The sequence below is a fragment of the Actinoplanes sp. G11-F43 genome, assembly GCF_050589265.1.
GTDB lineage: Bacteria > Actinomycetota > Actinomycetes > Mycobacteriales > Micromonosporaceae > Actinoplanes.
Map to the genome: position 1 here is coordinate 48,114 of NZ_JBNZCE010000005.1, position 24,664 is coordinate 72,777.

Below are 24,664 nucleotides of genomic sequence, written 5' to 3' on the forward strand. Positions count from 1 at the left end.
TCTCCGTCGGCCCCTACGGCGTACCCCCGAAAGGTTCTAGTAGACGAGGGCCTGGGCGTTGTCGGACATGATCTCCTCGACGAAGACGGCGGCGCCGGCGATCCGGATGCCGGGCAGGACGTCGCCGGGGCCGATGTCGCGGCGGGCCGCGCACTGGGTGCAGGCGGTGATCCGGCCGGCCTCCAGGAGCAGTTCGATCAGGTCCGGGAGCGGGGCCGCGTGGGCCAGAGTGAACTCGGCGGCCCGGCCGGGCAGCGCGAACCAGGTGGACTCACCGGTCAGCCAGAACGACACGTCGATCCCGGCGGTGGCGGCTGTCGAGGCCACGTTGAACGCCTGGTTGCAGCGTTCCGGGGCGTCGGCGCCGGCGGTGGCCTTGACGACGAGCAGGCGTGCCATACCGGCCAGCATAAGATGGGCCGGTCATGGTTACGGAAATCGGGTTCGTGAGCCTGCTGGTGGCCGCTCTGGGCGGTCTGGCCGGCGGCTTCGGCTATCTGGCAATGCGCATTTCGAGGGGACGCTGGTGACCAACGAGACGGAAAACCCGCTGGGACCGCCGCCGTGGCTCAACGCTCCGCCGGTCGAGCGCTACCCCTACGAGGACACCCACGATCTGCGGTCCGGCCCGGATCTGCACCCGTCGCTGCTGGGTCTGCTGCCGTTCGTCGGCCTGTGGCGCGGGCGCGGTCAGGGCGGTTTCCCGGAGGAGAAGGACTACGACTTCGCCCAGGAGATCCGGATCAGTCACGACGGCCGGGACTTCCTGCGGTACGAGTCGCGGGCCTGGCTGCTCGACGACGACTCGAAGCCGGCCGGGCAGGCGCTGACCGAGTCCGGCTTCTGGCGCCCGGTGCTGGTCGACGGCCGGCCGGGTGACGAGATGGAGGCCACGATGATCCGCCCGGACGGGGTGGCCGAGCTGTACCTGGGCAAGGCGGCCACCACCCGGCTGGAGATGACCGCCGACGCGGTGGCGTACACCCCGTCGGGTCTGCCGGTGACCGGCGGGCACCGGCTGTTCGGGATCGTCGAGGGCGCCCTGCTGTACGCGCACGAGATCGCGGTCGGCCAGAGCGGTCTGAAGCCGCACATGTCGGCCCGGCTGCTGCGCATCGGCGGCTGATCAGTACCCCAGCAGGTCGAGGAGACGGGGAGTCCAGGGTGACCTGGCCCGGGGCGCCCCGTCCAGGCTGGTCACCTCGGCCAGTCCGCGCAGCGACGACGCCAGCCAGATGGTGTCGGCGGCGGCCAGTTCGGCGCGGGTGATCATCCGCTCGGCCGGGCGCAGCCCTACCGACGGCGCCACCGACAGCAGGTGGGCGGCGGTGATGCCGGGCAGGATCCCGGCCGTCGCGGGCGGGACCGTGTGCAGATCGTTTCCGGTCAGCCAGACGACGGAGGCGGTCGGCGCTTCCCGCACGTACCCCTCGGTGGAAAGCCAGATGAGGTCGTCGGCCCCCTGCCGGACCGCCCACCGGCGGGCCGCGAAGTTCTCCGCGTAGGACAGTGTCTTGGCCGCGGACACCGACCATGGCGGGCGCCGGATGGAGACGCCCTGGTCGGCGCTGATGGCCCGGATCCCGTCGCGCCGCTCGTTGATCACCCGCGCCGGGATGGGCGAGACGGAGATGTCCAGAACCTCCCGCGTGTAGATGATCCGCACCGCCCCTTCGCCCGACAAATCGGAAATGTCGGGAAGGTTGGGTGGCGGCATGTCCAGCAGCGCGGCCGATCGGGTCAGCCGGGACACATGGGCGTCGAGCAGCCACGGCCCATCCGGCCGCAGATGCAGCGTCTCGAAGACACCGTCACCCATCAGGCCGGTGGGCGGGACGAGGATCCTGTCGTTCACCCGAACTATGCTCGTCACGTGTCCGCCACATCGCTAGCCGCCATGCTCCGCGAGAGGGGCCTGCGACTCACCCCACAACGTCAGCTGATTCTCGAAGCCGTGCACGAGCTCGGGCATGCCACGCCGGAGTCGGTGCACAACGCGGTCCGCGAGCGGGCCGCCGGGGTCAACATCACCACCGTCTACCGGACCCTTGAGCTGCTCGAAGAGCTCGGTCTGGTGAACCACACGCATCTGTCGCACGGTTCGCCGACCTATCACGCGGCCGGTGAGGATCAGCACGTTCACCTGGTGTGCCGGGCGTGCGGCTCGATCGCCGAGGTGGATCCCGAGGTGATGCACCCGGTCACCGAGCAGCTGCTGCGGGAGCGCTCGTTCCGGGTCGATGTGGGGCACGTCTCGCTCTTCGGGGTGTGCGGCGACTGCAAGGAGGACAAGTGACCACCGTCATGGTCGAGGACCTGGAGCCCACGTCGGCCGACGCCGGGGTGCCCGCGCACTTCGGCGACCCGATGCGCGAGCAGCGTCTGCTGGAGACCGGGGTGGGCCTGGTCGACCGGTCCAACCGCGCGGTGATCGCGGTTCCCGGCGACGAGCGGGCGAGCTGGCTGCACACCCTGACCACCCAGCACCTGTCCGGTCTCTCCCCGGAGCAGGGCACCGAGCTGCTGGTCCTCTCGCCGAACGGGCACATCGAGCAGCACGCGTTCGTCACCGAGGACGGGACGACGGCCTGGCTGGACACCGAGCCGGGCGCCGCCGCCGGTCTCCTGAAATACCTGGAGATGATGCGCTTCTTCACCCGGGTCGAGCCGCGCGACGCCACCGCCGAGATCGCGGTCCTGTCCCTGGTCGGGCCCGGTGCGGCCGCTCTCTTCCCGGATCTCGCGGCCCCCCGGGTCAGCGCGGTGCCGGACACCCGGTTCGCCGCCGGGTCCGTCGCGCAGCAGGCGACGAGCAGCTATCCGGTACGGGGTTTTGAGGGCGGACTGGCCCGCCGTGTCCCGCTCGGTGTCGACCTGCTCGTCCCGCGCGCCCGCAAGGACGAGGTGATCGAGAGGCTCGGCGTGCAGCGGGCCGGGATCTGGGCGTACGAGGCGGTCCGGGTCGCCCATCGCATCCCCCGGCTGGGCTGGGAGACCGACCACCGCACGATTCCGGCCGAGGTCGCTCTGATGGCCACCAGCGTGCACCTGGAGAAGGGCTGCTACCGGGGCCAGGAGACGGTCGCCCGGGTGCACAACCTGGGCCGTCCGCCGCGCCGTCAGGTCCTGCTGCACCTGGACGGGGTGGCCACCGACCACCCGCCGGCCCAGGGCACCGCGGTCGAGCTGGACGGCCGCGCGGTCGGTTTCGTCGGCACCGCGGTCCGGCACCACGAGCTGGGCATGGTCGCGCTGGCCGTGGTGAAACGCAACGTCCCCGACGACGCCCACCTGATGGTGGGGGAGTCCGCGGCGGCGATCGACGCCGACTGACGGCCACCCGGCGTGGCAGTATGCGAGACATGACCGGGACCCTGATCACCGTCGCCCCGACCGGCGCGGAAAGCCGTAAGGCGGATGTGCCCGCTCTGCCGGTGACCCTGGCCGAGCTGGTGGCGACCGCCAAGGAGTGCGAGGCGCTCGGCGCGTCGATCGTGCATGTGCACATCCGGGACGACGACGCCCGCCCGACGCTGAATCAGGCCCGGTTGCGGGCCACGGTGGCGGCGCTGCGCGAGTCGACCGGGCTGATCGTGCAGCTGTCCTCGGGCGGTTCGGTGCACGACCCGGAGTCGGACCGGCTGGCCGTGATCGACGCCGGCCCGGAGATGGCGTCCTGCACGATGGGCACCGTCAACTTCGGTGACGACGTCTTCATGAACCGCTGGGAGTTCATCGTCGGATTGCACGACCGGATGCGGGAGCGCGGTGTCGTCCCGGAGTACGAGATCTTCGACCTCGGCCAGCTGACCAGCCTGGAGCGGTTGCTGGACCGGCACGGTCTGCCGTTCGGCGGGCACGTGCACGTCGACCTGGTGATGGGGGTGCCCGGTGGGATGCCCGGCACGGCCGCCGCGGTGGTCGCGTGCGAGCGGGTGATCCGGGATCTGCCGGCCGGCACCACCTTCTCGGCGACCGGTATCGGGCGCAGCACCCTGCCGGTGATGCTGGCGTCGCTCGCGGCCGGCGGGCACCTGCGGGTCGGCATGGAGGACACCCTGACGTACGCCAAAGGCCGCCCGGTGGACTCGAACATGCAACTGGTCGCCCGTGCCGTAGGGTTCGCTCAGCTTGCCCAGCGCCCGCCGCTGACCCCCGCGCAAGCCCGTGACCTGCTGGGAGTTCCACCGCGATGATCGTCGCTGAAGTCGTCCGCTCCGGTTTTGTGGAGAGCGTCCACCACGGCGTCGTCGCCGTCCTCGGCGGGGAGTCCCTCGGTGACGTCACCACCCCGTTCTTCCCCCGCTCGTCCAACAAGCCGCTGCAGACGGTGGGCCTGCTGAACGCGGGTCTGGTCCCGCGTGACGAGGCCGACCTGGCGCTGATGAGCGGCAGCCACGACGCCGAGCCGTTCCACGTGGAACGGGTGCGGGCCATCCTGACCGCGGCCGGACTCGGCCCGGAGGCGCTGCTCTGCCCGGCCGACCTGCCGTTCGGGGCGGAGGCGCGGAACGCCTGGCTGCGGGCCGGCGGGGTGGCCGAGCCGATCCTGATGAACTGTTCCGGCAAGCATGCCGGCATGCTCGCCACCTGCGTGGTCAACGGGTGGCCGCTGGAGTCGTACCTGGATGTCGACCACCCGCTGCAGAAGGCCCTCGCCGACGCGGTCAGCGATCTCTCCGGCGAGCCGATCGCGGCGTACGGGGTGGACGGCTGCGGCGCGCCGATCTTCGCGATCACCCCGGTCGGGCTGGCCCGGGCGTTCCAGCGGCTGGTCTCCGCCCCGGCCGGTTCGGTGGAGCGGCGGGTGGCCGACGCCATCCGGGCGAACCCCGAGTTGGTGGCCGGCACCGATACCGACGACACCGTGCTGATGAGGGCGATTTCCGGTCTGCTGGTGAAGAAGGGCGCCGACGGGGTGGCCGCGGCGGCCCTGCCCGGGGTCGGTGCGGTGGCCCTGAAGATCTCCGACGGGGCGCACCGGGCGCGGGGTCCGGTGCTGCTCGCGGCGCTGCGCCGGCTCGGCGTGGAGGTCGGCGGCCTGCTGCCGGAGCACGTGCTGGGCGGCGGTCGTCCGGTCGGTGAGGTCCGCGCGACCTTCTAAGGGGCGGAAATCAGGGGTGACTCGGTTCACGCTAGCTGTAGCTAGCGTTTTGCTTGCAGGAGTTAGCAAGGCGAGCTAGCTTCGAGTCATGGCCGCACCCAAGGATCTGCCTGAGGACATCGGGACCTTCATCCGAGACCTCCGTCAGACTGCCAAGATCTCGCTCCGGCAACTCGCCGACAAGGCCGGGGTGAGCAACCCCTACCTGAGCCAGATCGAGCGCGGCCTCCGCAAACCGAGCGCCGAGGTGCTGGCCCAGATCGCCAGCGCCTTGCGAGTGTCGACGCCCGCGATGTATCTGCGGGCCGGACTGCTCGATGGCGAGGGCCAGCAGGGTGTGCTGGCCGCCATCGCGGTCGACCCGGAGCTCACGATCGCGCAGAAGCAGTCCCTGACGCAGATCTACGAGACGTTCCGCAACGAGAACGCGCGTAACAACCCGCAGCCCGCCGAGCCCGCCGAGCCCGCGGACGACGCGTCCCGGACCACCCCGATCGCCGAGGAGAAGCCATGACCGAGCAGACCAAGACCAAGATCCCCGCTCCGCTGTATGCCGCGGCCGGCGCCGGTGACCTCGCCTACGAGCAGCTGCGCAAGCTGCCGGCCGTGGTCAGCGAGCTCGGTGACAAGGCCGCCGCCTCGCTGCGCACCTACAACGAGCAGGCCGGCACCAAGGCCGCCGAGCTGCGCGGCAAGGCCGAGGGCGCCGACTTCAACGCCCTCCGGGAGAACGCGGCGGCCGCCGCCACCAACTTCGCCCAGGTCGCCTCCGAGCGCGCCCTCGCGGTCTACAACGAGCTGGTCTCCCGCGGCGAGCGCGTCGTCGGCACCGGCGTCGTCGAGGCCGCCGACGTGGTCAACGCCGACATCGAGGCCACCGAGCAGCCGAAGGCCGTGGAGAGCGCCGTCGAGGAGGCCAAGGCTGTCGAGGCCGCCCCGGCGCCGAAGCCGCGCAAGCGGGCCAAGCCGGCCGCTCCCGCGGAGTGACCGTCCGCTGACGACATGATTGCCGGGCTCCGGCACCACCGGAGCCCACGGCATAGACTCTTTCTCATGGCCACTGCAGCGCCCATCTTCTTCCTCGACGTCCGCTTCTACCTGGACATCACCATCCTGTTCGTCTCCCTGGCGGTGCAGGCGGTCGCGTTGATCCACTGCCTGACGCAACGCGGTGCGGGTTTCCAGGCGCTCGGCACCCTGCCCAAGGGCGCGTGGGCCGCGATCATCGGCGTCTGCCTGGCGATCACCCTGCTAGGCCAGGGCGGGCTGCTGATCATCACGATGATCGGTGTCGCCGCCGCCCTGGTCTACATGCTCGACGTCCGCCCCGGCCTCAAGGACCTGTCGGACGGCAAGGGCTTCTGGTGATCCGGTTCGGCCCGCCGCCACCGGACGGCGGTCCGCGCCTGCAGCGCAACGACCGGACCGGGCCGCGGACGGGTCGGCCGACGTTGCCGGGTCCGGCGACCGAGGTGGTCACCCTCCCTTCCGGTGTCCGGGTGGAGCAGCTCGTCACCGGCACCGGTGATCCGGTCACCGTCTTCGCGCACGGGCTCGCCGGTGACATCACCGGCACCCGCCCGCTCGGCAGTGCCGTCACCGGCCGCCGGGTGTTCTTCCACTTCCGCGGGCACGGCCGCTCCGACGTGCCACCCGGCCCGTGGAGTTTCGGTGACCTGGCCACCGACCTGCGGGCCGTCGCCGACCAGGCCGGCGCCACGAGGGCTGTCGGGGTCAGCATGGGTGCGTCCGCGCTCTGCCGGGTGATCGCCGAGTCCCCGGCCCGTTTCGCGAAGGTCGTCCTCTACCTGCCCGCCCCGCTCGACGGCACCCGGGCCGCCGCCTCCGCCGAGCGCCTGGAGCGCCTGCTGGCCGCGGTCGAGTCCGGCGAGGCCGCGATGATCGCCGACGCGGTCGAGCAGGAGCTGCCCGCCGCGGTCCGCAACACTCCGGCCGGCTGGAGCGCCCTACGCCAGCGGGTCGAACAGTTGCAGCGGGACGGCCTGGCCCCCGAGATCGAGTCGGTGTGGTCGTCCCCGGCTCTCCCCGACGAGTCGGCCTTGCGTTCCTTCCAGGGCCGGGCACTGGTCCTGGGCTGCCGGGGAGACGAGGTCCACCCGTCCGCCTGGGCCGAGCGGATAGCCGAATCCCTCGGTGCCGACCTGCAGATCTACGACCGTCCCAGCTTCCTGTGGACCAACCGCAACGCCTTGCGCGACCGCATCTCCACCTTCCTGAACAGCTAGCCGCCATTCGGCGCCAGAGCCTCCGTTCGTGTGCCGATGTGTGGCCCGACTCGGGCCCTGATGGTTGCTTCAGGAAGGCCGTTCACCCGTGGAATCGTCATGGCGACCGGGTCTGAGCCGCCGTCGAACCGATCAACCATCAGGGTCCGATGCGAGCCACACGTCGGCACACGGGTTGACCTCGATCGCACAAGCCCCTCTGTCCGCCCATGGGCGGGCGACCGTGCGCCGAGGCCCCGCCCCGGCCTGACCGCCGTTCCTGGCGTCGTTGCTCGCTGCCTTTCGGGGCGGTCCTCGTCGACGCCGGTGCCCCTCATGGGTTGGTGGATTCTGGCCCGCGGGCGGTGTGCCGTTATGCTGAAAAGCCGTAACTTTTCGGACGCTCCGACCGGTACGTTGTACGTGCGTTTGTCCCCTAAATCCGTCTTTTACGCTCTGGTGGTTCTCGGGCTGCCGTTCGCGGTGGTGACCGGATGGGCCCTCGGAGCCCCCAGCGCTCAGCAGGCGACTCTCGACGCCCACAAGGGATTCGGCGGCCTCGTCGGTGACGGCGGCATCGGTTCCGCCCCGATCGGGTCCACTCCGACACGGGACACCGGATACGCCGGCCGACCGCCCCGGGCCACCGCCGACCCCGTCGTGTCGCCGACCGTTCCCACCGTCGGGCCGACCATCGTGACGACGACGGTGACCGTGATCCACTCCGTACCGCCGCAACCCACCGGAACCACCGGCCCACCGCTGCTGACCGACCCGCCGGTCCCGACGCCGACCATGGTCACCGACCCGCCGAGCCCGTCCGAGACACCGCCGTCACCGAGCGCCACCAGCACTCCGTCGGTTTCGGCGCCGTCCGGCACCGCCCCGGCCCCCTGAACCTGGCGCCAACGGCCTAAGCTCCCGAAACGTGAGTGGTGATCGGAGTCGTCCGGTGTCGATGGTTCGGGAGTTCGCCGCGGGTGCCGGGCTCCTCGGGCGCGGGCTCGGGCTGGTGCTGCGCAGTCCACGGTTGATGGTCCTGGGGCTGATCCCGGCGCTGCTGTCCGGGATCCTCTACGCGATCGCACTGTTCCTGCTGATCCGGAACCTGCCGGATCTGGCCGCCACGGTCACCTGGTTCGCCGACGACTGGGCGGAGTGGCTGCGTAGCACCATGCGGGTGCTCGGCGGCCTCACCGTGCTCGGTTCGAGTGTGCTGCTGTCGATCCTCACCTTCACCGCGGTCACCCTGCTGATCGGCGACCCGTTCTACGAGAAGATCTCGGAGCTGGTGGAGGACCGCTTCGGCGGCGTACCGGATGAAGTGGACGTCCCGCTCTGGGAGTCGTTGCGCCGGAGCCTGGTCGACTCACTCAAGCTGATCGGGATCTCCGTCCTGATCGGTGTGCCGCTCTTCCTGCTGGGGCTGATCCCGTTCGTCGGCCAGACCGTGATCCCGGTGCTGGGCGGTGCGGTCGGCGGCTGGCTGCTGGCACTGGAGTTGACCGGTGTCCCGTTCCAGCGTCGTGGCCAGCGGCTCCGGCACCGCCGGGTGGTTCTGGCGCAACGTAAGCCGCTGACGCTGGGCTTCGGTGTGGCCGTCTTCCTGACGTTCCTGATCCCGCTGGGCGCGGTGTTCCTGATGCCTGCCGCGATCGCCGGCGCGACCCTGCTGGCCCGAAAATCACTGGGCAAGCCCATCGAGATCACCAATACGGCACCACTGTGAGGATCGACCTGCTCGACGGCGACATCACCACCCAGCACGTCGACGTGATCGTCAACGCGGCCAACTCGTCGCTGCTCGGCGGCGGGGGAGTGGACGGGGCGATCCATCGCAAGGGCGGTCCGGCGATCCTGGAGGAGACCCGAAAACTGCGGGCTTCACGGTACGGCCGGGGCCTCCCGACCGGTCAAGCGGTGCCCACCACGGCCGGCCGTCTCCCGGCACGCTGGGTGGTGCATACGGTCGGCCCGGTGTTCAGTGTTTCCGAGGACCGTTCGGAGTCGCTGAGGTCCTGCTACGCCAACTCGCTCCGCGCGGCGACTCCCACCACCCTGCACACCGCGAAGCTGGTCCTGTTCGGCCCCGAAACGGCAGCCACGGCCAGGGCGGTGGCAGCCCGCTGATCCATCAGGCCGCGGGCGTCCGCTTCCCTGTGGATCTCGAAGGAGCGGGCCGGCGAGGACGCCTCCGGTTTTCCGAAGGTGATCGGGCTCGCTGATCTGCCCCCGTTTGAGTTTTGTTCTTGGCGGCTGGGCCACTCGCCGTCGATTCCCCGCGCGAGTGTTTACTCCCATCTTGGGCGATTTACCAACTTTTTCGGGCCTTCCTCTAGGCTGCTGGCCTGTCCGTGGTCAATTCCCCGCGCGCGTGTCCGCCTTCCTGCCCGGCCCTGGCCGATCTTGGAGGATTTTCCACCGGATAAGGTGGTAAATCCACCAAGATCTTGTTTGGATGGATCGCCCGCGCGAGGGATTGACCGCAAGTGATCAGGCAGCCAGTCGCGACACTCGTTTTCGGTGGTAAATCGCCCAGGATCGCAGGTTTGGGGCGGTCGCGTGCGCGGGATCGATCCCAAGGGGGTCGGAGGACGAGGAGAAGGCTCTTTCCGGCGGCGATCTTTTCGCAAGATCGCAGTTGAGTGGCCACTTGAGCGAACGGTCTGTGTCCCACGGGGCCTGTAGTAGGGCTATTTCAGGGTAAAGCGGCCAATACTTCGCGCCAGGGCCAAGACATCGCGCGAGGGCGAGGGCGGGAGCGGGAGGGCGGGCGAGGGCCGCGGGCGCGGGCGGGAGAGAGGGCGCGGGCGGGAGCGGGAGCGCGGGCGAGGGCGCGGGCGGGAGAGAAGGCGCGGGCGAGAGGCAGGGCAGGAGCGAGGGCGCGGGGCAGGAGCGAGAGAGGGCGCGGGTGGGAGCCAGGGCAGGAGCGAGGGCACGGGACGCGAGCCAGAGAAGGCGCGGGTTGAAGCCAAGGCCGGAGTAGGGCGTGGGCGGGAGCGGACCGGCGGGCTGCTGGGGGTGTGCGTGGGTGGGGCCTGACTCGCGATGTGGGCGTGGGGCCGTTCGGCGAGTGGGCTGCGGGACGCGGGGTGGTTGGCGAGTGGGCTGCGGGACGCGGGGTGGCTGGCGAGTGAGTTGCGGGACGCGGGGTGGTTGAAGGGCGTACCGGGGAAGGGTTAAGCCGAGGCTCGGATGATCAGTTCGGTGGGGAGGATGATCGAGGGTTCGATGTCTTCGCCGGCTGTCAGGCGCAGCATCTGGCTCGCCATCACCCGGCCGGCCTCGGCGATCGGCTGGCGGACCGTGGTCAGTGGGGGGTCGCTGTAGCGGCTGATGTCGAAATCGTCGAAACCGATCACCGCCACGTCGTCCGGGACGGCCCGGCCCGCGGATCGCAGCGCCTGCAGCGCCCCGTGTGCCATCAGGTCCGAGGCGGCGAAGACGGCGTCCAGTCCGGGTTCGCGGTCGAGGAGTTCGCACATCGCGCTGATCCCGGATTCCCTGGTGAAGTCGCCGGTGGTGACCAGTGCGGGCAGCCCCGCGTCGCGCAGGGCGCCGGTGTAGCCGTTGAGGCGTTCCAGGCCGGCCACCATGTCGCCTGGCCCGGCGATGGTGGCGATCCGCCGGCGACCGGATTCGATCAGATGCTTGATGGCTGCGGCGACTCCGCCGGCGTGGTCCACGTCGACGTAGGGGACGGGTGGTGAGGCGGCCATCGGGCGGCCGGAGCAGATCACCGGGATGCCGCGGCGGGCGAGCAGGCCGGGCAGCGGGTCGGCGCCGTGGATGGAGGCGAACATGACGCCGTCGACGTGGCCGGCGACCGCGTAGCGTTCGACCCGGTGGTAGCCGGCGGCGGAGCCGGCCATCATCAGGACGAGTTGTTTGTCGGCGGCTTCCAGTTCGGAGCCGACGCCCCGGATGATCGCGGGGAAGAACAGGTCGTCGGAGAAGACCCGGTTGGCGGTTTCCGGCAGGATCAGCGCGATCGAGTCGGTCTGCCGGGTGACGAGGCTGCGGGCCGCCTGGTTCGGCACGTAGCCGAGCTCCTCGACGGCCCGGGTGACGGCCTCACGGATGGTGGCGGCGACCGTGGTGGAGCCGTTGACGACGCGGGAGACCGTGGCGCGGGAGACCCCGGCCCGGCGAGCTACTGCTTCCAGTGTCGGCCGTTCCCGCGTCGTCACAAAACGCTCCTATTCCAGGCCGTTGCGCTTGATCACCTCGCGGTACCACTTCGCGCTGTCCTTGAGGGCACGCTCTTGGGTCGTGTAATCGACGTGCACGATACCGAAGCGTTTCACGTACCCCTCGGCCCATTCGAAGTTGTCCAGCAGCGACCAGGCGAAGTATCCCCGGAGGTCGACTCCGGCGGCCAGGGCGTCGTGGCAGGCGCGCAGGTGGTCGTTGAGGTAGTCGACGCGCAGCGGGTCGTGCACGCCTTCCGGGTAGGCCGCCCCGTTCTCGGTGATCATCAGCGGGGTGCCGGGGTAGTCCCGGTGGATGCGGGTGAGCAGGCGGGTCAGGGAGGCCGGCTCGATCTGCCAGTTCATGTCGGTGACCGGGCCGACCGGCTTGCGGAAGGCGATGCCCTCACTGCCGGGGTAGTCGCCGGCACCGGGCTGGCCGGGCTTCGCCGACACGTACGACGGGGTGTAGAAGTTGATGCCCAGGATGTCGAGCGGCTGGTGGATGATCTCGGTGTCGCCGTCCTTGATGAAGGACAGGTCGGTGATCCGGGAGATGTGTTCCAGCACGTCAGCGGGGTATTCGCCGCGCAGCAGCGGGTCGAGGAAGATCCGGTTGGCGACCCCGTCGATGATCGTCGCGGCGGCGATGTCGGCCGGGTTGGTGGGGTCGAGCGGGGACACCTCGCACGGGTTGAGCGTGATGCTGATGTTGCGGGCGCCGGCCGCGCGCAGGGCCCGGGCGGCCAGGCCGTGCGCCAGGTTGAGGTGGTGCACGGCGGCGAGCGATCCGGCCGGGTCCTGCTTGCCGGGGGCGTGGATGCCGTTGCCGTACCCGAGGTAGGCGGTGCACCACGGCTCGTTGAGCGTGGTCCAGGTGGCGACCCGGTCGCCGAGCCGCCGGTAGACCACTTCGGCGTAGTCGGCGAACGCCTCGGCGGTCTCCCGGACGGTCCAGCCGCCGCGGTCCTCCAGGGTCTGGGGCAGGTCCCAGTGGTAGAGCGTGACGACCGGGTCGATGCCCTTGGCGAGCAGTTCGTCCGTGAGCCGGTCGTAGAAGTCGAGGCCGCGGACGTTCACCGGGCCGGTGCCGTCGGGGCGGATCCGCGGCCAGGCGACGGAGAAGCGGTACGCACCGAGGCCGAGGTCGGCCATCAGCGCGACGTCCTCGGCGTACCGGTGGTAGTGGTCACACGCGACATCGCCGGTGTGTCCACCGACCACCTTGCCCGGCGTCCGGCTGAACGTGTCCCAGATGGACGGGCCACGGCCGTCCTCCCGCGCGGCGCCCTCGATCTGGTACGAGGCCGTGGCCGCGCCCCAGACGAAGCCGTCGGGGAACCTGGTCCCCGCGGCGGCCGGCTGCGCCGACGTGGACGTGACGGTTGCCGTCATGTCTTCTCCGCTTCTGATGATCCGCTAACTTAACCGGTTCATCGTACGGCTTCATCTCCGTGTGACAACGTCACATGATGTGAACTGTCAGCCGGTTCGCAGCGCCTGGAAGAGCCGAGGGTCCCCGGTGAGCGCCAACTGGTCCGGGTTTTTACGCCCCATCAGAGCCAATTGCAGATCGCTCACACTGCCGGTGGCCTTGGCCCGGGCGTGGTGATCGTCGGTGTCCAGGATGGTGCCGGTGTCCAGCAGCGCGATCCCGGCGCCCCGCAGGCGGACGAACCACTCCTGCCCGGCATCCGTGCCGACCAGGTGGACCACACCGTGCAGGTCGGTCGGGCCCTTGCGCCGGCCGGCCGGCAGCCAGGTGTCCAGGATCTCACCGACACCGTCGGTGGCGAGCTTGGTCTCGATCGCGGTGGCCCGGCCGGCCGCGGCCTCGGCGTCCCAGCGGTGCACCGACATCTCGTGGGCGATCCGGCGGTGCCAGAAGACCGCCCGTTTCGGCTGCGGCGCCCAGTTCCACGCCGGGAAGTCCGGGTCCAGGGCCTCCAGCGTCTCGATCGTGCCGGTCACCTCGCGGCGCAGCAGGTCGAGCGTCTCGGTCCAGCCCTCCCGGGGCAGCGCGGCGGTCGGCTCCGGCCGGTCGGTGACGCCCCGGGCGACGGTGCCGCGCACCCACTGGAGGGTGTCGGTGACGTGGTGCGCGAGGTCGGCGACGGTCCAGTCGGGTATGCCGGGCACGGCCGGGTCGGGGCCGGTCTCGGCCACGGCGTCATAGAAGGCCGGACCGTCGGCGCGCAGCGCCGCCAGCCAGAAGTCCTTCGTCGCGTGCAACCTGTTCATCGCAGTCGTCTCCCCGCTCGGCCGGACCGCCGGTGACCCCTCGTCATCGGTGACTCTAGGGTTGTGTGGTGACTGATACCCCTTCGGCACCGGAGAGATTCCTGGCGGCGTACACGACGCTACGCCTAGGTGGGCCGGCCGGCACAGTGACCACGGCGGTCCATACGGACGAGGCGGTCGAGACGGTGCGGGCGGCCACCGCGGCGGGGCGTCCGCTGTTGATTCTGGCGGGTGGCAGCAACGTGGTCGTCGGCGACGAGGGCTTCGCCGGTGAGGTGCTGGTGCTTCGCGATCGCGGCGTCGAGACGGTCGGCGAGGATCAGACCGGATTGCTGGTCCGCGTGTCGGCCGGCGAGCCCTGGGACGACTTCGTGGCCACCGCCGTGGCCAACGGCTGGTCCGGCGTCGAGTGCCTGTCCGGCATCCCGGGCGCGGCCGGCTCCACCCCCATCCAGAACGTGGGGGCGTACGGCCAGGAGGTCGCGCACACCATCGAGGCGGTGCACGCCTACGACCGGGTGGCCGACGAGATGCTGGTGATGACTCCGGAGCAGTGCCGTTTCGGCTACCGGTCCAGCGTGTTCAAGCACAATGACCGCTATCTGGTGACCGCCGTCGACTTCCGGCTGCCCCGTTCCGGCGAGTCGGCCCCGATCCGGTACGCGGAGCTGGCCCGTTCGCTGGGCGCCGAGGCCGGTGACCGGGTGCCGCTGGGCCTGGCCCGGGACACCGTGCTGAAGCTGCGGGCCGGCAAGGGCATGGTGCTGGACCCGGAGGACCGGGACACCTGGTCGGTGGGCTCGTTCTTCACCAACCCGGTGGTGTCCGCGGAGTTCTTCGGCACGCTGGGGGAGATGCCGCACTGGCCGGCCCCGGACGGCACCGTCAAGATCCCGGCGGCCTGGCTGATCGAGAACGCCGGTTTCCCGAAGGGCTTCGCCGGTGCCGGAGTGGCGATCTCCGGCAAGCACACCCTGGCGCTGACCAACCGGGGCGGCGGCAGCACCGCGGCGCTGCTGGACCTGGCCCGGGTCATCCGGGACGGGGTGCGCGAGCGGTTCGGTGTCGAGTTGCACCCGGAGCCGGTGCTGGTCAACTGCGCGATCTGAGCGCTGTCACTCCCAGCCGAAGAGCTGGCTGTAGTACGGGGTGCCGTCGGCGGCGAAGGTCACGCCGGCACCCATCGACCGCGCCTTGCAGTTGAGGATGTTCCGCCGGTGCGCCGGACTGGCCATCCAGGCCCGCAACACGTCCGGCGCGGTCCGGTAGCCCCAGGCGATGTTCTCTCCGGCCGGGTTCTGATAGCCGGCCTCCTCGCTGCGGTCGACGAAGGTCGAGCCGTTGCGCCACACGTGACTGAACAGCCGGGTCCGGGCCATGTAGTCGCTCTGCCGCAACGACGCCGTCAGCAGGTGGCCGTCCACGGCGAGCGCGGGACAGCCGGCCGCTCTCCGTTTCTCGTTGGTCAGTTTCATCACCTGGTTGATCACCGACTGGGCCCGGTTCGACGGCGGGGTTTCCTGGGCCGCGGCCGGCGCGGCGAGGACGAGCAGAGTGGGTGCTGCCGCGAGGGCGGTGAGCCGGACGGACACGAGGCCTCCCGAAGAACGGAAACCGGGCACGGATCGGCCCGTACGGTTATCGCACCCCGTACAGCGCGGCTCGTCACATCTTTCTCGGAACGGGCGAAAAGCCATGCCGCAAATGTCAGTCTGAAGGGCTGTTCCGGTATCGCCCGTAGATCACCGCTGACGGGTCCAGTCGGGCGGATCCTCGCGGACCGGCTCGTTCGTCCGAACCCGGCGCTAAGCTGTCACTGTCCGTAAATAGGCGGTCACATCACGCTATGGTGTGTTCGCGCCTTCGGAGTTATCTCCCGCCCGCGGTCGCGCGGGCGGTGCCAGGCAGAAGCTGACTCCCGGCACACCTTCCGCGTGCCCGGAGACTGCCGTGCCCGCATGGGCGCGAGCGCGGGTTGGGGGCAGGGGGAGCCAAGGTATGAGTCGCCTACTCGTGGTCGAGGACGATCCGGACATCGCACTCGCGCTGCGACTGCTGTTCAGCCGGGCCGGATACGAGGTGGCCCACGCCGCCGACGGCCGGTCCGGGCTGAAGGAGGCGTACGCCGAACATCCCGATCTGGTGGTGCTCGACGTCGGACTGCCGGAGATGGACGGCTGGCAGGTCCTGGAACGGCTGCGGGACGTGTCGGACGTACCGGTGCTGGTCCTCACCGCCCATGGTCAGGAGGCGGAGAAGGTGCGTGGCCTGCGGGGTGGGGCCGACGACTACCTGACCAAGCCGTTCGCCAACAACGAGCTGCTGGCCCGGGTGGAGGCGCTGCTGCGGCGCTCCTCGGCCGGGCAGAACAGCTGGGCCAGTCAGGTCTACGACGACGGCCTCGTGCATCTCGACCCGACCAAGCGCCGGGTCTACGTCAAGGGTGAGGAGAAGCGTCTCACTCCCACCGAGTTCCGCCTGCTCAACGCGCTGGTGCGGCATGCCGGCGCGGTTCTCTCCCCGAATCAGCTGCTGACCCAGGCCTGGGACGACCCGACCGGGATCGGCCAGGAGCGGGTCAAGTTCGCGGTTCTGCGCCTGCGACGCAAGCTCGGCTGGTCCGATCCGGACGAATCACCGATCGAGTCGGTACGTGGGTTCGGCTATCGCTACCGCCGCCCGGGCGGAGAGTCCTGAAGTCTTCTCAGTTGGCGTCCCCCGAAGTCGATGAGGGCAGTGAAGCCGAGCAGGAGGTAGTAAGAAGTGGAAGACCTTGGCGAGATCGTCGGCGAGTTCCTCATGGAAAGCCACGAGAACCTGGACCAGATCGACCGGGATCTCGTCAGCCTTGAGCAGGAGCCGGACTCTCGTGATCTGATCTCCCGCATCTTCCGGGCGATCCACACCATCAAGGGCACCAGTGGTTTCCTCGCGTTCTCGCGACTGGAGAAGCTGGCGCACGCTGGTGAGTCCCTCCTGTCCCGGCTCCGGGACGGCGTCCAGCCGGTCACCCCGGAGACCATCACAGTCCTCCTGCTCTGTATCGACGGCGTCCGGTCGATCCTCTCCTCGATCGAGGAGAACGGGTCCGAGGCCGAGGTCGACATCGAGAGCATGATCGTCAAGATCCAGGCGCAGATGAACGCGCCCTCGGACACCGCTCCCGCCGCCGCGCCGGCCGCCGAGTCTGCGCCGGCCGCGGACGCCGAGGCCCCGGTCAGCGTCGAGCAGGGTGAGACGGCCGCCGCCCGGCCGGCTCCCGAGCCGGTCGCCGAACAGCGCCAGCCGCTCGGCCAGATGCTCGTCGACGCGGGCGCGGCGCAGTCCGGCGACGTCGCCTCGGCGCTGCAGCAGCAGATCGAGGGTGACGACCGCAAGCTCGGCACGATCCTGCTGGAGGAGGGCAAGGCCGCGCCGGCCGCGGTCAACGAGGCACTCCAGTCGCAGGCGCCGAAGCGCAGCATCGCGGACAGCGCGATCCGTGTGGACGTCGACCTGCTCGACACCCTGATGAACATGGTCGGTGAGCTGGTGCTGGCCCGGAACCAGCTGGTCCGCGGCGTGATGGAGATCGGCGACTCCGGTCTGGTCCGAAGTGCCCAGCGGCTCGGCATGATCACCAGTGAGCTGCAAGAGGGCATCATGAAGACCCGCATGCAGCCGATCGAGCACATCTGGTCCAAGCTGCCCCGAGTCGTCCGGGACCTGAGCAACTCGCTCGGCAAACAGGTCGCCCTGGTGATGGAGGGCAAGGAGACCGAGCTCGACCGGAGCCTGCTGGAGGCGGTCAAGGACCCGCTGACCCACCTGGTGCGCAACGCGGTCGACCACGGCATCGAGGAGCCGGAGCGGCGGATCGCCTCGGGCAAGGGGCCGGAGGGCACGCTGACGCTCCGGGCGTACCACGAGGGTGGGCACGTCGCGGTCGAGGTCGCGGACAACGGCGCCGGCCTGAACGTGGACCGGATCGCGCAGAAGGCCGTGGAGAACGGGCTGCTCCGGCCGGAGCAGATCCCGAACATGGACAAGCGCGACATCATGGCGATGGTCTTCCAGCCCGGCTTCTCCACCGCGGCGAAGGTCACCAACGTGTCCGGCCGTGGTGTCGGCATGGACGTGGTCAAGACCAACATCGAGAACATCGGCGGCGCGGTCAGCGTCGACTCGACACCCGGCGAGGGTACGGTCTGGCGGCTCACCATCCCGCTGACGCTCGCCATCATCCAGGCCCTCACCGTCGACTGCGCCGACCAGCGCTACGTGGTGCCGCAGGTCGCGGTGCTGGAGCTGGTCTTCATCGACGGCAACACGACGAAGGTGGAGTACGCCTCCGGCGCGCCGGTCTACCGGTTGCGCGGCAAGCTGCTCCCGCTCGTACGGCTGGATCGTGCCCTGGGTCTGGAGGTCGGCGGCGACCAGGGCGTCTACATCATGGTGCTGCAGGCCGACGGCCGCCGGTTCGGCCTGGTCGTGGACCGGGTGCTGAACACCGAAGAGGTCGTGGTCAAGGCCCTCAACACCAGATTCAAGGACATCGGCCTGTACGCCGGGGCGACGATCCTCGGTGACGGCAAGGTGGGTCTGATCCTGGACGTCTCGTCACTGGCCCGGCGGTCGCATCTGGCCGTCGACTCGGAGCGCGAGAACGTGGTGGACAAGCGCGGCGCCGCCGGTGGTGGCACCGAGCGTCTGCTGGTCACCGCGGTCGGCGAACGCCGGGTGGCGATTCCGCTGGACACGGTCACGCGTCTGGAGGAGTTCCCGCGCGACCGGATCGAACACGCCGGCTCCCGCGAGGTGGTCCAGTACCGCGGGCAGATCCTGCCGCTGGTACGGCTGTCGCACCTGCTCGGGGCGTACGGCGAGGAACTGGAGGGCGACACCGTGTCGGTGGTCGTCTACAGCGAGGGCGGAAAGAGCGTGGCCCTGGTGGTCGACCGGATCGTGGACATCGCGGAGAACTCGACCACCGCCCGCCGCGACGCGGAGGAGGACGGCCTGGTCGGCACCGCGGTGATCCAGCAACGGGTCACCGAGCTGCTCGACGTGCGCCGGGCCATCCTCGCCGCCGACCCGAACTTCTACAGCGATTCGATGGACGACATGCTGGTGGAGGCCTGATCATGGCGAGTCGTCAGTTCGCCACCTTCGAGGTGGACGGCCAGCTCTTCGGTGTCGAGGTGGACACGGTCCAGGAGGTGCTCTCGTACAACGAGTACACCCCGGTGCCGCTCGCCCCGCCGGCCGTCGGTGGCCTGTTCAACCTGCGGGGTCAGGTGATCGCCGCGGTGGACCTGCGGGTGCAGCTCGGGTTGGCCCGGCAAGCCCTGAAAGGCCCGGTCATGAACGTCATCCTGCGTGGTGACGGCGAACCGGTGTCCCTGCTGGTCGACAAGATCGGCGAGGTGGTCGATCTGGAGGACGAGCGGTTCGAGCCGCCACCGGACACCCTGAGCGGGCCCACCCGGGAGTTGGTGGTGGGCACGTTCAAACTGGACGGGCGGTTGATGCTGGCTCTCGACGTCAATCAGGCCGTCGACACATACCGCGCCACCAACTGATGTACAGCCTGGTCAGCGCACCCGTTCTGGGCTTCGACCTGACCCGCCTGGAGGGCGGGCCGGCCGCGGCCGAGGTGCTGCTGCGCGCGCTGCGGCTGCAGAGCGGGGACCTGCCGGTCCTCGCCGAGCGGCTGCCCGACGAGAACGTCCGCGGGCCGCTCTGGGTCGAGGTGGAGAGCGCCGCCCGGCGGATGCCCTCGCTCAAGGGCATGGCGAAGGACGACCCGGCCGGAAACCTCGCGTTGGTCGAGCGGGCGCCGATCGGTTCGGTCGACTCGCTGCTGACCTGCCTGCGCTACGACGTGATGTCGTGGACCTGGGCGGGCACCGGCCGGGACGCCCGGCAGAGCGAGGACGCGGCCGCCGCGACCGCCCTGCTGTGTGACGCCGCGGTCGCCAGCTATCTGCGCGAGGTGCTGGACGAGGACGTCCGGCGCCGGCTCGGAGCGGGCTGGGTGTCCGCGGTGCGCAAACTGCCCTCCGGGGCCCCGATCGACCTGGGACCGCACCACTACACGGTGTCGGCTCTGCTCGACCGGCTCAGAACTCTGCGGCCCGAGGACCGGGAACGGGTCTCGACCGCAGCCGACGACGCCCGGCGGAACACCGCCGGCTGGTCGCCCGCGGTGCACTCGGCGTCGTGGGCGGCGTACCTCTCGGACCGGGTCCGGACCGCCGCCGCGGCGCAGATGCTGCTGGTGCAGGCGGTGGACACGGCTGGGATTCCACTGGCAGACCGTGCCGGAGGGGTCTGGAACATGCTCAGCGGCGCCGTTCAGGCGCTGGTGGTGCGCGACTTGCTGGACACCGCCACGGCTCACCGGCTGCTTGCACCGGTGGTCGCGGCGCTCGGCCCGGCCTGGCTCGGTTGAAGGGAGTGGTCGAATGATCTCGGTACTCGTCGTCGACGATTCCGTGGTGGTCCGTCGGCTGATCGTCGATGCTCTCGGCGATTCGCCGGGCATCCAGGTCGTCGGCACCGCCGCGAACGGTCTGCTCGCCCAGGCGAAGATCGATCAGCTCAAGCCCGACGTGATCACGATGGACATCGAGATGCCGGAGATGGACGGCATCCAGGCCGTCCGGGAGCTGCGCAAGCGGCACAACACTCCGGTGATCATGTTCAGCACGCTCTCCGCGGCGGGCGCGTCGGCCACCCTGGAGGCGCTCTCCGCCGGAGCCACCGACTACGTGACCAAGCCGAGCAACGTCGGCTCGGTCAAGGAGTCCATCGCGGCGGTCAAGGAGCAGCTCGTACCCAAGATTCAGGCGCTGGGCGGACGTCGGCGACCGCCGGCGCCGACCGGACCGCCCAGCCGGGGCCCCGCGCCCTCCGGCGGCCTTCGTCCCGGCGCCGCGCCGTTGCGGCCCGGTGGCCCGCCGACCGCGCCGGGACGCCCACCGGCGTCCGGACCGGGTGCGGCCCGGCCCGCCGTCGCCCGGCGGGGTACGCCCGGCGGCCGGATCGACCTGCTCGCCATCGGTTCCTCCACCGGCGGACCGGACGCGCTCACCAAGGTGCTGCTCGGACTGCCGGCCGATCTGCCCGTGCCGATCGTGATCACGCAGCACATGCCACCCGTCTTCACCAAGATGTTCGCCGAGCGTCTGGACCGCAGCACCCCCCTGAAGGTGGTCGAGGCGGGCGAGGGCATGGAGCTCACGGCGGGCACGGTCTACATCGCCCCAGGCGATCGTCATCTGGTCTTCCAGCGCCGCGGGACCGCGACGATGACACAGCTCAGCAGTGCCCCTCAGGAGAACTCGTGCCGCCCGGCCGTGGACGTGATGTTCCGGTCTCTGGCGGCGCTGTACGGCGGGTCGTGCTTCGCCACGATCTTGACCGGAATGGGACAAGACGGACGGAGTGGTGCGAAAGTGCTACGAGACTCGGGCGCCGAGGTACTGGCACAGGACGAGGCGACCTCGGTGGTCTGGGGTATGCCCGGCGCGGTGGTCACCGCGGGCCTGGCCGACGAGATCCTTCCCCTCGACAAGATCGCGGGCGCCCTTCTCAACCGTGTCCGGGTCGGCCGCTCGCCGGCGGTGGCCCGATGACCCTTTCGCAAGCTGAGTTCACGTACATCTCGAACCTGGTGCGCAAGGAGGCGTCCATCGTCCTCGCGCCGGGCAAGGAGTACCTGGTCGAGGCCCGGCTCATCCCGGTCGCCCGGGCCGTCGGAGCCCCTAATGTCAACGACTTCATCGCCGATCTGCAGAAGCGTCCCAACCCGACGCACCAGCGGAAGATCATTGACGCGCTCACCACCAACGAGACCTCCTTCTTCCGGGACCGCGAACCGTTCTCGGCACTCACCGACGTGGTGCTGCCGGAACTGATCAAGTCCCGGGCGGCCCAGCGCAAGCTGCGGTTCTGGTCGGCGGCCAGCTCCAGCGGCCAGGAGGCGTACAGCCTGGCCATCACGCTCCAGGAGACGCTGCCGAGCGGCTGGACGTTCGAGATCCAGGGCACCGACATCTCCACCGCGATGGTCGATCGCGCGCAGAAGGCCGAATACAGCCAGGTCGAGGTGAACCGCGGACTGGCGGCCACCCAGCTGGTGCAGTACTTCGAGCGGGCCGGCGCGCACTGGCGGATCATCCCGGCGCTGCGCAAGAACGTCTCGTTCAAGCACATGAGTCTCACCGCCCCCTTCCCCCCGATGCAGCCCTTCGACGTGATCTTCCTGCGCAACGTCCTCATCTACTTCGACGTGGCCACCAAACGCCAGGTACTGCAGAACGCCGCCAAGATCCTGCGACCGGACGGCTGGCTCTTCCTCGGAGCGGCCGAAACCACGATCGGGATCGACGACAACTACGAACGGGTGGCGGCCGGCCGAACCTCTGCCTACCGGACTCGTACAGCGGCGCCCGCCGGCGCCGCGAGAAGGGGATGACGCCGATGCGCGCCATGGTGATCGACGACTCGCGCGCGATGCGCATGATCCTCAAACGCATCGTCACGAAGCTCAATTTCGAGGCGGTCGAGGCCGGCGACGGCAAGGAGGCGATGGACCTCCTGGCCGACATGACCGAGGTGCCGGAGCTGGCCCTGATCGACTGGAACATGCCCAACATGAACGGGCTGGAGTTCGTGATGAAGGTCCGCGCCGACCCTCGGCTGCGGGAGATGACTCTCGTGATGGTCACCACCGAGAGCGAACAGAGCCAGATCGTCCGCGCGCTCGCCGCGGGCGCACACGAATACGTCATCAAGCCCTTCACCGAGGGCGCCATGATCGAGAAGCTGGCCCTGCTGGGCCTCGTCCCTACCGGAGCGAATTCATGAGTGTCGAAGTCGAGGTCGATGAGAGCGACCTCGCCGAGATGGTGGAACAGGTATGGGAGTCGTACCTGGATCCGGAGGGGGTCAGCCCGCTGATCCCGACATACGACGAGAACCAGCCGTCCGAGGTGCACTCCTCGGTCTCGATCACCGGGTCCTGGTCCGGGCATGTCGTCTACGCCTGCTCCCGCGCCGCCGCCCAGCGGGCCGCGGCCGCCTTCCTCGCCATGGAGCTTGAGGAAGTGAGTGAGGACGACATCTCCGACACGCTCGGCGAGCTGGCCAACATCGTCGGTGGCAACGTCAAGGCGATGTTGCCGCCGGGGGCGCAGTTGTCGCTCCCGCAAGTGGTGCTCGCGCCGGAGGCATCGGCGCGATTCCCGAACACCGAGCGGATCAGCGGTGTCTACGGGTTGTGGGAAGGCGAACCGGTGTCCATTTCGATGTGGCAGAGCAACAGCGACAACAAGGAGGAGGGTGCATGAAGATCCTAGTCGCCGATGACAGCCGGGTGATGCGGCAGATCGTCGTCCGGACCCTGCGTCAGGCCGGGTTCGGAGACCACGACCTGATCGAGGCCGCGGACGGCAAGGAGGCTCTCGACAAAGCCGTCGAGGAGAAGCCGGATGTGGTGATCTCGGACTGGAACATGCCGCATCTGACCGGTATCGACGTGTTGCGTCAGCTGCGCGCCGCCGGCAACAACGTCAAGTTCGGCTTCGTGACCTCGGAGTCGACTCCGGAGATGAAGTCGGCCGCCGAGGAGGCCGGAGCGGCGTTCTTCATCGTCAAACCCTTCACCGCTGAGCGATTCGACGAAGTGTTCGCTCCTATTTTGGGATGATTAAGACATGTCAGATGTATCGGTTCTTCCCGGCTCCCCAGCCGTAAAAAGCCTGTTCGAGGATCTGCTCGGCAGAGAGGTGACCATCAGCCCCGGCGATCCGATCGGGGCCCCGGCGGTGCCCACGTCGACCGTCGCGATCTTCGTCGACTCCAGTCAGAAGATCTACGCGGTGATGGGTATGGAGCTCAGCCTCGCCGCCAACGCGGGCGCCGCCCTCGGCCTGCTGCCGGCCGGTGCCGCCGAGGACAGCATCGACGAGAAGCAGCTCTTCCCGAACCTGGCGGAGAACGTCTTCGAGCTGTGCAACGTGTTCACCAGCCTGCTCAACCGGGAGGGGAGCCCGCACCTCAAGCTCCACCAGGTGATCTACCCGGGCGACGAGCTGCCGGCCGACGCACGTGCTGTCCTGCTCGCCCTCGGCCGCCGGCTCGACCTGATGGTCGAGGTCAACCGGTACGGCAAGGGGAAGCTCAGCCTGTCCCTCGCACCCTGACCCTACGGAAGCGTCAAGGCGTACCAAAATTGAAGATCTCCTGTTGCGGCCCACCTCCATCGAGGTGGGCCGCAAATTTTTAGGCTCATCCACGACCGGCCGTGAGTGCGGCCGGTAGCGGGCGGGGCTGCGACATCTCCACCGTCGTGAATAAGCCTAACCGTCTAAGCAAATCCTCAAGTGGGCCGAAGCTTAGGTTGAGCCCGCTACGGGACAGGAGAAGTCGATGACCTCACCGATGTCCGGACCCTCCGGCATGAATGCGGCGGACATAGCGAAGTCCGCCGCCACGTCACAGGCGAAAGCCAAAGAGGGTGAGAAGACCAGTAAATCCCTCGGCGACAAGGACACGTTCCTCAAGCTTCTGGTGGCCCAGCTCAAGTACCAGGACCCCACCAAGCCCGCCGACTCGACCGCGTTCCTGGCGCAGACCGCCCAGTTCACCCAGGTCGAGAAGCTCGAAGACATGGTCAGCATGCTGCAGTCGCAGCGGATGATCGGGGCCAGCTCGCTGGTCGGCAAATCGGTCACGTACATGGACGACACCGGCGCCACACAGACCGGCGTGATCACAGCGGCAAAACTCAACGGGACCAGCGAACCGACGCTCAAGGTCGGGAACACGGATGTTCAGCTGTCCAAGGTCACGGAGATCTCCACCGATTCCAAGACCGCCTGATATCTGTTTTCCTCCAACGCGAAGGAATGCCTTAA

At 69.4% G+C, this 24,664-nt stretch carries 31 protein-coding genes; 25 read left to right on the top strand and 6 right to left on the bottom strand.

Translation table 11 applies throughout. The annotated features are described in order from the left end of the window. Positions 1-36: 36 nt before the first annotated feature. Positions 37-411: a DsrE family protein gene (locus ACQ0O7_RS05265; RefSeq protein WP_430780607.1), complete on the bottom strand. Its 375-nt coding sequence runs from the start codon at positions 409-411 to the stop codon at positions 37-39. 14 nt (positions 412-425) lie between these two features. Between ACQ0O7_RS05265 and mtfM the strand changes: the two genes are divergently transcribed. Continuing rightward, positions 426-530 carry a small membrane protein MtfM gene (mtfM, locus tag ACQ0O7_RS05270; RefSeq protein ID WP_043533180.1) on the top strand — a complete coding sequence of 35 codons (105 nt, stop codon included), beginning with the start codon at positions 426-428 and terminating at the stop codon, positions 528-530. Continuing rightward, the gene (locus ACQ0O7_RS05275; protein WP_430780608.1) at positions 527-1,126 is read left to right on the top strand and encodes an FABP family protein; all 600 of its coding nucleotides are present in this window, start codon (positions 527-529) and stop codon (positions 1,124-1,126) included. Before mtfM ends, ACQ0O7_RS05275 begins: the two co-directional genes overlap by 4 nt. Here the strand turns inward: ACQ0O7_RS05275 and ACQ0O7_RS05280 are convergent, their stop codons facing one another. Then, on the bottom strand, positions 1,127-1,855 hold the full coding sequence (locus ACQ0O7_RS05280; RefSeq protein ID WP_430780609.1) for an aminotransferase class IV: 729 nt from the start codon (positions 1,853-1,855) through the stop codon (positions 1,127-1,129). 42 nt (positions 1,856-1,897) lie between these two features. Between ACQ0O7_RS05280 and ACQ0O7_RS05285 the strand changes: the two genes are divergently transcribed. From ACQ0O7_RS05285 to ACQ0O7_RS05335, 11 genes are all read left to right on the top strand, one after another. Continuing rightward, positions 1,898-2,296 carry a Fur family transcriptional regulator gene (locus ACQ0O7_RS05285; RefSeq protein WP_430780983.1) on the top strand — a complete coding sequence of 133 codons (399 nt, stop codon included), beginning with the start codon at positions 1,898-1,900 and terminating at the stop codon, positions 2,294-2,296. A gap of 8 nt (positions 2,297-2,304) precedes the next feature. Further along, positions 2,305-3,333, top strand: coding sequence for a YgfZ/GcvT domain-containing protein (locus tag ACQ0O7_RS05290; RefSeq protein WP_430780984.1), 1,029 nt, complete (start codon positions 2,305-2,307; stop codon positions 3,331-3,333). Positions 3,334-3,362: 29 nt separating this feature from the next. Then, a complete protein-coding gene (locus ACQ0O7_RS05295) occupies positions 3,363-4,196 on the top strand; it encodes a 3-keto-5-aminohexanoate cleavage protein (RefSeq protein WP_430780610.1) in 834 nt (277 codons plus the stop codon). Then, positions 4,193-5,104, top strand: coding sequence for an asparaginase (locus ACQ0O7_RS05300; protein WP_430780611.1), 912 nt, complete (start codon positions 4,193-4,195; stop codon positions 5,102-5,104). The genes ACQ0O7_RS05295 and ACQ0O7_RS05300 overlap by 4 nt, the downstream gene beginning before the upstream one ends. 88 nt (positions 5,105-5,192) lie before the next feature. After that, complete coding sequence (locus ACQ0O7_RS05305) at positions 5,193-5,618, top strand: helix-turn-helix domain-containing protein (protein WP_430780612.1); 426 nt, start codon at positions 5,193-5,195, stop codon at positions 5,616-5,618. After that, entirely contained in the window at positions 5,615-6,091 is a 477-nt protein-coding gene (locus tag ACQ0O7_RS05310; RefSeq protein ID WP_430780613.1) for a hypothetical protein, read from the top strand. Before ACQ0O7_RS05305 ends, ACQ0O7_RS05310 begins: the two co-directional genes overlap by 4 nt. 66 nt (positions 6,092-6,157) lie before the next feature. After that, entirely contained in the window at positions 6,158-6,472 is a 315-nt protein-coding gene (locus ACQ0O7_RS05315; RefSeq protein ID WP_430780614.1) for a DUF2516 family protein, read from the top strand. Then, entirely contained in the window at positions 6,472-7,350 is an 879-nt protein-coding gene (locus ACQ0O7_RS05320; RefSeq protein ID WP_430780985.1) for an alpha/beta fold hydrolase, read from the top strand. The genes ACQ0O7_RS05315 and ACQ0O7_RS05320 overlap by 1 nt, the downstream gene beginning before the upstream one ends. Before the next feature lie 438 nt (positions 7,351-7,788). Beyond that, complete coding sequence (locus tag ACQ0O7_RS05325) at positions 7,789-8,226, top strand: hypothetical protein (RefSeq protein ID WP_430780615.1); 438 nt, start codon at positions 7,789-7,791, stop codon at positions 8,224-8,226. 61 nt (positions 8,227-8,287) lie between these two features. Continuing rightward, on the top strand, positions 8,288-9,058 hold the full coding sequence (locus tag ACQ0O7_RS05330) for an EI24 domain-containing protein (protein WP_430780986.1): 771 nt from the start codon (positions 8,288-8,290) through the stop codon (positions 9,056-9,058). Further along, a complete protein-coding gene (locus ACQ0O7_RS05335) occupies positions 9,055-9,459 on the top strand; it encodes a macro domain-containing protein (protein ID WP_430780616.1) in 405 nt (134 codons plus the stop codon). Before ACQ0O7_RS05330 ends, ACQ0O7_RS05335 begins: the two co-directional genes overlap by 4 nt. A 1,049-nt stretch (positions 9,460-10,508) precedes the next feature. Here the strand turns inward: ACQ0O7_RS05335 and ACQ0O7_RS05340 are convergent. The 3 genes from ACQ0O7_RS05340 to ACQ0O7_RS05350 all read right to left on the bottom strand — a co-directional run bounded on the left by ACQ0O7_RS05340 (position 10,509) and on the right by ACQ0O7_RS05350 (position 13,760). Continuing rightward, on the bottom strand, positions 10,509-11,519 hold the full coding sequence (locus tag ACQ0O7_RS05340) for a LacI family DNA-binding transcriptional regulator (RefSeq protein ID WP_430780617.1): 1,011 nt from the start codon (positions 11,517-11,519) through the stop codon (positions 10,509-10,511). A 9-nt stretch (positions 11,520-11,528) separates the two neighbouring features. After that, the gene (locus tag ACQ0O7_RS05345) at positions 11,529-12,914 is read right to left on the bottom strand and encodes a GH1 family beta-glucosidase (RefSeq protein ID WP_430780618.1); all 1,386 of its coding nucleotides are present in this window, start codon (positions 12,912-12,914) and stop codon (positions 11,529-11,531) included. Positions 12,915-13,001: 87 nt separating this feature from the next. Beyond that, positions 13,002-13,760, bottom strand: a complete 759-nt coding sequence (locus ACQ0O7_RS05350) for a maleylpyruvate isomerase family mycothiol-dependent enzyme (RefSeq protein ID WP_430780619.1) — start codon at positions 13,758-13,760, stop codon at positions 13,002-13,004. A gap of 68 nt (positions 13,761-13,828) precedes the next feature. Between ACQ0O7_RS05350 and ACQ0O7_RS05355 the strand changes: the two genes are divergently transcribed. After that, positions 13,829-14,869: a UDP-N-acetylmuramate dehydrogenase gene (locus ACQ0O7_RS05355; protein WP_430780620.1), complete on the top strand. Its 1,041-nt coding sequence runs from the start codon at positions 13,829-13,831 to the stop codon at positions 14,867-14,869. Between the two features lie 6 nt (positions 14,870-14,875). On the opposite strand, the gene ACQ0O7_RS05360 is transcribed toward ACQ0O7_RS05355, so the two are convergent. Further along, a complete protein-coding gene (locus ACQ0O7_RS05360) occupies positions 14,876-15,352 on the bottom strand; it encodes a CAP domain-containing protein (RefSeq protein ID WP_430780621.1) in 477 nt (158 codons plus the stop codon). Between the two features lie 406 nt (positions 15,353-15,758). On the opposite strand from ACQ0O7_RS05360, the gene ACQ0O7_RS05365 reads away from it, so the two are divergent. The 11 genes from ACQ0O7_RS05365 to ACQ0O7_RS05415 all read left to right on the top strand — a co-directional run bounded on the left by ACQ0O7_RS05365 (position 15,759) and on the right by ACQ0O7_RS05415 (position 24,629). Beyond that, a complete protein-coding gene (locus ACQ0O7_RS05365; protein ID WP_430780622.1) occupies positions 15,759-16,457 on the top strand; it encodes a response regulator transcription factor in 699 nt (232 codons plus the stop codon). Between the two features lie 66 nt (positions 16,458-16,523). After that, on the top strand, positions 16,524-18,881 hold the full coding sequence (locus ACQ0O7_RS05370; protein ID WP_430780623.1) for a chemotaxis protein CheA: 2,358 nt from the start codon (positions 16,524-16,526) through the stop codon (positions 18,879-18,881). Between the two features lie 2 nt (positions 18,882-18,883). Next, positions 18,884-19,321: a chemotaxis protein CheW gene (locus ACQ0O7_RS05375; protein ID WP_430780624.1), complete on the top strand. Its 438-nt coding sequence runs from the start codon at positions 18,884-18,886 to the stop codon at positions 19,319-19,321. Then, positions 19,321-20,193: a hypothetical protein gene (locus ACQ0O7_RS05380; RefSeq protein ID WP_430780625.1), complete on the top strand. Its 873-nt coding sequence runs from the start codon at positions 19,321-19,323 to the stop codon at positions 20,191-20,193. Before ACQ0O7_RS05375 ends, ACQ0O7_RS05380 begins: the two co-directional genes overlap by 1 nt. 13 nt (positions 20,194-20,206) lie before the next feature. Further along, positions 20,207-21,379, top strand: coding sequence for a protein-glutamate methylesterase/protein-glutamine glutaminase (locus tag ACQ0O7_RS05385; protein WP_430780626.1), 1,173 nt, complete (start codon positions 20,207-20,209; stop codon positions 21,377-21,379). Continuing rightward, positions 21,376-22,221 (top strand): CheR family methyltransferase, encoded by an 846-nt coding sequence (locus ACQ0O7_RS05390; RefSeq protein WP_430780627.1) that lies wholly within the window; start codon positions 21,376-21,378, stop codon positions 22,219-22,221. Before ACQ0O7_RS05385 ends, ACQ0O7_RS05390 begins: the two co-directional genes overlap by 4 nt. A 5-nt stretch (positions 22,222-22,226) precedes the next feature. Next, positions 22,227-22,613 (top strand): response regulator, encoded by a 387-nt coding sequence (locus ACQ0O7_RS05395; RefSeq protein ID WP_430780628.1) that lies wholly within the window; start codon positions 22,227-22,229, stop codon positions 22,611-22,613. Then, positions 22,610-23,095 (top strand): chemotaxis protein CheX, encoded by a 486-nt coding sequence (locus tag ACQ0O7_RS05400; RefSeq protein WP_430780629.1) that lies wholly within the window; start codon positions 22,610-22,612, stop codon positions 23,093-23,095. Before ACQ0O7_RS05395 ends, ACQ0O7_RS05400 begins: the two co-directional genes overlap by 4 nt. Next, entirely contained in the window at positions 23,092-23,454 is a 363-nt protein-coding gene (locus tag ACQ0O7_RS05405; RefSeq protein WP_430780630.1) for a response regulator, read from the top strand. Before ACQ0O7_RS05400 ends, ACQ0O7_RS05405 begins: the two co-directional genes overlap by 4 nt. A 7-nt stretch (positions 23,455-23,461) precedes the next feature. Next, positions 23,462-23,950, top strand: coding sequence for a hypothetical protein (locus ACQ0O7_RS05410; protein ID WP_430780631.1), 489 nt, complete (start codon positions 23,462-23,464; stop codon positions 23,948-23,950). A gap of 226 nt (positions 23,951-24,176) precedes the next feature. Then, entirely contained in the window at positions 24,177-24,629 is a 453-nt protein-coding gene (locus ACQ0O7_RS05415) for a flagellar hook assembly protein FlgD (protein ID WP_430780632.1), read from the top strand. The last annotated feature ends 35 nt before the right edge of the window (positions 24,630-24,664 follow it).